At 70.5% G+C, this 6,947-nt stretch carries 5 protein-coding genes; 3 read left to right on the top strand and 2 right to left on the bottom strand.

Annotated features, from left to right (window positions below):
- Positions 1-927 (top strand): glycoside hydrolase family 9 protein (locus tag ACNFOC_RS48355; RefSeq protein WP_416965368.1); only part of this gene is annotated, 927 nt, incomplete at its 5' end.
- Between the two features lie 115 nt (positions 928-1,042).
- Positions 1,043-2,032, top strand: a complete 990-nt coding sequence (locus tag ACNFOC_RS48350; protein ID WP_416965367.1) for a glycoside hydrolase family 6 protein — start codon at positions 1,043-1,045, stop codon at positions 2,030-2,032.
- Between the two features lie 54 nt (positions 2,033-2,086).
- On the opposite strand, the gene ACNFOC_RS48345 is transcribed toward ACNFOC_RS48350, so the two are convergent.
- Together ACNFOC_RS48345 and ACNFOC_RS48340 are read right to left on the bottom strand one after the other, a co-directional pair.
- The gene (locus ACNFOC_RS48345; protein ID WP_416965366.1) at positions 2,087-4,048 is read right to left on the bottom strand and encodes a DUF2264 domain-containing protein; all 1,962 of its coding nucleotides are present in this window, start codon (positions 4,046-4,048) and stop codon (positions 2,087-2,089) included.
- On the bottom strand, positions 4,045-5,127 hold the full coding sequence (locus ACNFOC_RS48340) for a LacI family DNA-binding transcriptional regulator (RefSeq protein ID WP_416965365.1): 1,083 nt from the start codon (positions 5,125-5,127) through the stop codon (positions 4,045-4,047). The genes ACNFOC_RS48345 and ACNFOC_RS48340 overlap by 4 nt, the downstream gene beginning before the upstream one ends.
- 268 nt (positions 5,128-5,395) lie before the next feature.
- Here ACNFOC_RS48340 and ACNFOC_RS48335 point away from each other — a divergent pair, with 268 nt between their 5' ends.
- Positions 5,396-6,886 carry an ABC transporter substrate-binding protein gene (locus ACNFOC_RS48335; RefSeq protein WP_416965364.1) on the top strand — a complete coding sequence of 497 codons (1,491 nt, stop codon included), beginning with the start codon at positions 5,396-5,398 and terminating at the stop codon, positions 6,884-6,886.
- The last annotated feature ends 61 nt before the right edge of the window (positions 6,887-6,947 follow it).

Below are 6,947 nucleotides of genomic sequence, written 5' to 3'. Positions count from 1 at the left end.
GACCAGGACTCCCAACCCCGTTACCTGCACGCGCCGTCCACGGCCGCGACCCTCAACCTGGCCGCCGCGGGCGCCCAGTGCGCCCGGGTCTGGGCCCGCTACGACGCCGCTTTCGCGCACACGTGCCTGACCGCGGCCGAGACCGCCTGGAAGGCCGCGCTCGCCCACCCCGACATGTACGCCCCGAGCAGCGACAGCGTCGGCGGCGGAGCCTACGCCGACACGGACGTGACCGACGAATTCTCCTGGGCCGCAACGGAGTTGTACGCCACCACGCACGACCGTGCCTATCTGTCCCGCATCGACACGGAGATCACCCCGGCCGGGTTCTCGTGGCGGGACACCGGAGCGCTGGCCGACCTCACCGTCGTCCGCCTGCCGGGCCGCTTCCCCGCCCGCATGGTCGCCGCCGCCCGCAAGCGGGTCCTCACCGTCGCCGACGGCTTCGTACGGGACGAGCGGTCACAGGGCTATCCCAACCCCAGCCTGCCCACCGACGGCGCCTACGTCTGGGGCTCCAACAGCGTCACCGCGAACAACGCCATGGTCATCGCGACCGCCTACGACCTCACCCACCGGGACAGCTACCGCAGCGCGGTCCTGGAGTCGCTCGACTACCTCCTCGGCCGCAACGCCCTGAACCAGTCCTTCGTCACCGGCTACGGCACGCAGTTCAGCCACAACCAGCACAACCGCATCTGGGCCCACCAGATCGACCCCAACCTGCCCAGCCCGCCGCCCGGTTCACTGGCCGGTGGCCCCGACTCGGCGCTCCAGGACCCGGTCGCGCAGCAGAACCTGGCCGGCTGCGCCCCCGCCACCTGCTACATCGACGACATCTACTCGTACTCGACCAACGAGGTCGCCATCAACTGGAACTCCGCGCTCGCCTGGGTGGCGACCTTCGCCGCCGACTCGGCGCGCTGAGCACCGTTGATCGAACGGTATGTACCGCCGTGGCTCCGCCCGCGCCCGGACGAGCGCGGACGGAGCCGAGCCGAGGGGCCCACGGCAGCCCCGCCCCGAGAGAAAGGGACGCACCATGCGCTGGAAAGCCCTGCTCAAAACCGACTCGCTGAAAACCGTCTCGTTCCGAACTGCCCTGATCTGCCTGCTAGTTGCGCCACTGTCGCTCGTGGCGACCGGTTCGGCAGCCGCCGCCAGCCCCGTCTCTCTGACGAGCGGCTTCTACTCCAACCCCGACTCCGGCCCCGCCGTGTGGGTCCGCAACAACCCCTCCGACTCCCGAGCCGCACGCATCCAGTCGGCCATCGCCTCCCAGCCGATCGCCCGCTGGTTCGCCAACGAGAGCGCGGGGATCGGCCCGGCCGTGTCCGGCTACGTCGGCGCCGCCGACAGCCACGACAAACTACCCGTCCTGGTCGCGTACAACATCCCGGGCCGGGACGCGTGCGGCGGCGAGTCCTCCGGCGGCGCGGGCAGCGTAGCCGCCTACCACACCTGGATCTCCACCTTCGCGGCGGCGGTCGGCACCCACCCCGCCGTCGTCGTCATCGAGCCGGACGCCCTGTCCGACTTCAGCTGCCTGACCAGCGCACAGACCAGCGACCGCCTCGCGATGCTCTCCTACGCCACCCAGATGTTCCAGCAGAAGGCACCCAACACCTGGGCCTACCTCGACGCCGGACACACCAACTGGGTCGACCCGGCGACCATGGCGAGCCGGTTGAGGTCGGCGGGCGTGGCCAACATCCGCGGCTTCTCCCTGAACGTCTCGAACTTCTACACCACCCCGTCCTCGGAGACCTACGGCAACTCGATCAACTCGGCGCTCGGCGGCACCTCCCACTTCGCCGTCGACACCAGCCGCAACGGCAACGGCTCCAACGGCGAATGGTGCAACCCGGCCGGACGGAAGCTCGGAGTCACTCCACGGGTGGGCGGTGCCGAGGACCTGCTGCTGTGGGTCAAGACACCGGGCAACTCTGATGGTCAGTGCGGCGTCGCTCCGACCGTGCCCGCCGGGCAGTTCAGTCCCGATCTCGCCGTCAGGCTCATCGACGGCACGTGATCGCGGTGTGGGGCGTGGGCCCCTGACAGCCCGCGTCCCACACCGTCTCGCCCATCAACTCGGCGGTTCCAAGCGGACGTCGTCCTGGGTGCCGTCGGGCCACGTGACAGCCGCGAGGGCGGTGCCGGCACCGTCGTAACAGACCTCCAGCCGTACGGCTTCGGCGGCACCCGGACCCGCGACCACCCCGGAGAGACAGACCAACGCGGCGTAGACAGTGCCCAGTTGGACCTCCGCCGTCGTGGCGAGCCAGGGTGTCGCCGAGCGCGGCCCGAAGGCGTTGGCGTCGCGCGCGGTGCCGATGCCCGCCTCGTCGAAACCGCGCAGCCCGACCACCGTGCTGGACAGGCCGGTCGGGCTGCGCACCCATGCGGCCGGCTGGGACTCCAGGCGCATGCCCGGCGGCTCGGTCGCCGCCAGACAGTAACCGCCGACCCGTAGCCGCAACGGCTCCCGCACCGGTCCGTCGACCCGGGTGAGCCGCACCTCCAGCGGTCCGTTCAGTACGGACGCTGTCGTGATCCACGGCCCCGTACGGAAGTCGGGCGCCGGATCGTGGGCATACGGGGCCGGTACCGGGCCGGCCGGCCAGTGCGCGCGATGGCGGGAGACGGCGGTGCGCACGCCCAGGTGCAGGCGGGTCAACGGGCGGCGGTGGGAAGGGCGTTCGTCGGCGTCGAGCAGCGCGATGTGCGAGTCGAGCGGGTCGTTCAGGCTCGCCTCGCTGCTGTCGGGGGCGGCGTGGGAGGCGTAGGCGAGGCGGCTGTACACCGGGTCGTCCGCCTCGGCGTCGACACCGTCACCGGACGCGTGGTCGCTGCCGTGGTTGACGACGCGGACGACCCCGTCCGCCGCCGTGCCGGAGACGAGCCACCCCGGGGCGGTCAACGTCCGCCGCACGTCCTGGGTCTCGATCGGCAGGGCCTCCTCCTTCTCCGTCCACACCGGGTGGTCCGCCGACAGCACCAGCCCGGCGAAGCCCTTGCTCGACCAGTACGGCGAACCAGGGCCCGAGTACGGCTGCCGGATCGCCGTGAACTCCCCGTGCCAGCCCAGTGGTTGGAGCCCACGCTCATCGAAGCAGCCGGCCTCGGTGAAGTGCCGTAGGACTCCGCTCGCGAGGCGGCGGGTGCGGCCTGCCGGCAGGGGAGTGGCGTCGAAGACGGCGCCTGCCCACAGCGGGCACAGCATCGCGTAGCGGTACGTCAGGGAGCGGCCCTGGAACAGAGGTGCGCCGTCCGCCGCCACCAGGTGCTGGGCGTCGTCCAAGTAGCCGCGCAGCCGGGCGCGGTAGCGGGGTAGCAGGGCGGGGTCCGCGTCGGCGCCGGAGATGCGGCAGTACCAGAGCGGGTAGTAGTGCATGGCCCAGCCCGAGTAGTGGTCGAAGTGCCGGAGCGGGCCGCCGGTGCCGCCGCCGTCGGAGTACCAGCCGTCGCCCGCGTACCAAGTCTCCGTGCGCGCGATCGCGTGGTCGATGTCGGGCGCGCTCCACGGGGCGCCGACCGAGCGCAGGAACGCCGACGTGATCGCCCTGAACCAGACCCAGTTGTTGTCCGAGACCCCGCTGCCGAGCAGGTCCGTCATCCAGGCGACGATCCGCTGCCGTACGGCGTCGTCGAGCCGGTCCCAGATCCAGGGCCGGGTCTCGTGCAGCGCGATGGCCACCGACGCGCACTCCACCTTGGCCTGCCCGCACTCACGCATGCTCGGCCAGTGTTCCGGGGAGTGCGGGTCGGTGCCGGCGGCCAGGCCCTCGGCATACCAACTGGCGTGGTCGTGCGGGTCGTTGGCGCCGGAGTGGGCCAGGCGGAAGCCGGCGAGCAGAAAGGTGCGGGCGAAGCCTTCGAGGCCGTCGCTGTGCCGGCCGTTGCGGCTGGCGGGGCCGGGGAGATGGAGCAGGGCGTGCCGGTCCGTTGAGTACGGGCGGACGGCGGTCAGTTGGGCGTCGGCCAGCGCCTCCCAGTGTGCGCGCGTCCAGCCGGTGTGGGGGGAGAGGAGCCGGTCCTCCGGTATCAACTGTCCACCTTTCCAACGGTGTTGAGGCGGGCCGGGGGCGCCACCGACTGGCGTACGACGACGTGCGAGCCGAGCACCACGCGGCGGCTCGGCGGGTCCATGGGGCGGCGGTGCAGGGCGAGGCGGGTCGCGGAGCGGCCGAGTTCCTGCTGGGGGACGTGCACGGTGGTCAGCCGGGGGTAGAGGTCCTCGGCGAGCGGGATGTCGTCGAAGCCGACCACGGAGAGGTCGTCGGGGACCGAACGGCCCAGGTCGCGGGCGGCGGCGATGGCTCCGGCCGCGCTCATGTCGCTGGCGCAGAAGACCGCGGTGGCGTCGGTGTCGGTCAGCAGGCGGCAGGCCGCCTCGTAGCCGGACTCGCGGGTCATGTCGCTCTCGGCGACGAGCGCCGGGTCGGGCTTGACGCCGTGGGCGCGCAGGGCCCGTTCGTATCCTTCGAGGCGCTGGCCCGCCACACTGAACTCGTGCGGGCCCGCCAGGTGGGCGACCCGGGTGTGGCCGGCGGAGAGAAGGTGGCTGGTGGCGGCGAAGGCGCCGCTCTCCATGTCGCACTCCACCACGTCCACCGGCGCCTTCGGGCCACCCTTCCACGGCCGGGCGCAGAGCACCAGACGGGAGCCTGCGCGCTCCAACCCCTCGGCGGCGGCGGTGAGTTGGGCGAGGTGCTCCTCGGTCTCGGCCATGCCGCCGACCAGGATGATCGCCTCCGCACCGCGCTGGCGCATCAGCTCGATCACCGACAACTCCCGCTCCGGGACACCCTGGGTGGAACAGACGAGACAGACCCGGCCGTCGGCGACGGCCTGCTCCTCCACCCCAGAGGCGACGTTCATGAAGAACGGCGAGGTGATGTCGTTGACCACCATCGCCACCATCCCCGAAGCGGTGTTCAGGGAACGGGCGTTGGCGTTGACCACGTAGTCGAGGTCCTGCACCGCCTGCATGACCCGCTCGTGCGTCGCCGGGGGAGCGGTGTACGCCCCGCTGAGAATCCGCGAGACGGTGGCGACGGACACGCCCGCGCGCGACGCCACGTCACGGATCGTCGCCCGGCCTGCGGAACCCCGACCTTGAGCCATGCTCTGCTTCTCCTCGCCCCGGTGAACAGCCGATGTAAGTAACAACGATGAAAAAGTTACACAACTGGCGAGGGATTCTCTACGGCCCGGGTACAGGCGGCTGTTGGAACTTCTCCAGGATTGCCGAACCCCTTGACGACCGTGAGACCTCCCCTTAACGTCCCGGTTACTGTAAACGGTTCAGTGAACGTTACATGCCGCTCGGCATCCCCTTCGCGACTCACCGCATCCCACCGCATCCCTCTTCTCCGCCTCGGAGGAACACCAGATGACTTCGTCGAACGTCTCCAGACGCGGCCTCCTGCGCACCGCCGCACTCGGCGCCGGCACCCTCGCCCTGGGCGGCGGCCTGAGCGCGTGCGGCTCCGGCTCCCCCTCCTCGTCGGCGGACGCGCTCACCTACTGGGACTGGTACGTCACCCAAGCGCCCTGGGTGGACAAGGAGATAGAGCTCTTCGAGAAGGGCCACAGCGGGGTCGGCGTCAAGAAAACCACCCAACAGAACGCCAAATACCCGGACTTGGTCGCGCTCGCCAACCGCAGCGGCAACCCGCCGGACGTCTTCATGATCCCGCAGGTGCCCAGCGTCGCCGAGCAGGTCGCGAAGGGCTGGCTGCACCCGCTCGACGAGTGGGCGACCCCGGCATGGCAGTCACGCTTTCCTGAGGGCACCTTCCTGGAAGGCGCCAACGTCTTTGACGGCAAGGTCTATTCGGCCCCGCTCAAGGGCTCGGGTCCGCAGTTGCAGCTCTACATCCACCACGGCGTCTTCAAGTCCGTCGGCCTGACGAACCCGGACGGGAGCGTGAAGCTGCCCCGCACCTGGGACGAAGTCACCAGCGCCGCCCAGACGATCACCAAGAAGAGCGGCGGCAAGTCCTACGGCTTCGGCTTCGGCAACGCCGACGGCATCGGCGTCCTCGCCTGGTGGCTGGACCTGTTCGTGCGCGGCGCCGGCGCACCGGGCGGCGCCCCCACCGTCCCCGGAACCGGCATGGACTACCGCGTCGGCAAGTGGACGTTCGGCACCGACCGGGCCTACGCCGACTTCCTGGAGCTGTTCGTCGAGTGGAAGAAGCGCGGCTTCTTCCACCCCAACTCCGTGAGCCTGTCCGACGAAGCGGCCCGCGCGTTCTTCGAGCGCGGCAAGTTCGGCATGACCGTCGGCGGCGTGTGGAACCAACCCGAGTGGACCCAGCACAAGTTCACCGACTACAGCCTCGTCACCCTGCCCTCGCCCACCACGACACCCAAGGGCTACTACTACGCCGACCCGGTCGGCAACGGCTCCTTCGCCGCGGTCTCCGCCAAGAGCAAGAAGGCGCACGAGGCGTTCCAGTGGCTGGACGCGCTGACGTCCCCCGCCGCCGGACGGCGCTGGGTCGAGGACCTCAACGGCGTCTCGGCCCACCCCGCGAACAACAACCCGGACGGTATCGACTCCAAGCCCTTCGCCGCCTTCATCGGCATGACCGAGCAGGTGCTGCGCGGCCCGGTGCCCCTCGTACGCAACCCGGAGCTGGCCGGCGTCGCGCCCAGCGTCCCCAAGCCCGACATCGGCGATGTCGTGACCGGTGTCTACACGGGTCAGATCAAGGACGTCCAGGGCGCGTTGAGCAGCCTGGCCGACAAGAAGTTCCAGCTGCTCTCGGACGCGGTCGCCGCGGTGGCCAAGCAGGGCAAGAAGGTCAGCACGTCCGACTACGTCTTCGCGGACTGGGACCCCACCAGGCCGTACACCACGAAGAAGAAGGCGTGAGCCGCCACCATGTCACTCCTCGACACCCGCGAACGCCGACGAACGCCCCCGACCCCACCCC

This window comes from Streptomyces colwelliae, from assembly GCF_048158785.1.
Classification (GTDB): Bacteria; Actinomycetota; Actinomycetes; order Streptomycetales; family Streptomycetaceae; genus Streptomyces.
Note: the sequence above shows the minus strand (reverse complement) of the source record. Positions and strands in the feature narration are given on the sequence as shown.

Coding starts and splice junctions, on each gene's coding strand:
- ACNFOC_RS48340 (WP_416965365.1), bottom strand. CDS start 5,127: ATGGCTCAAGGTCGGGGTTCCGCAGGCCGGGCGACGATCCGTGACGTG.
- ACNFOC_RS48350 (WP_416965367.1), top strand. CDS start 1,043: ATGCGCTGGAAAGCCCTGCTCAAAACCGACTCGCTGAAAACCGTCTCG.
- ACNFOC_RS48335 (WP_416965364.1), top strand. CDS start 5,396: ATGACTTCGTCGAACGTCTCCAGACGCGGCCTCCTGCGCACCGCCGCA.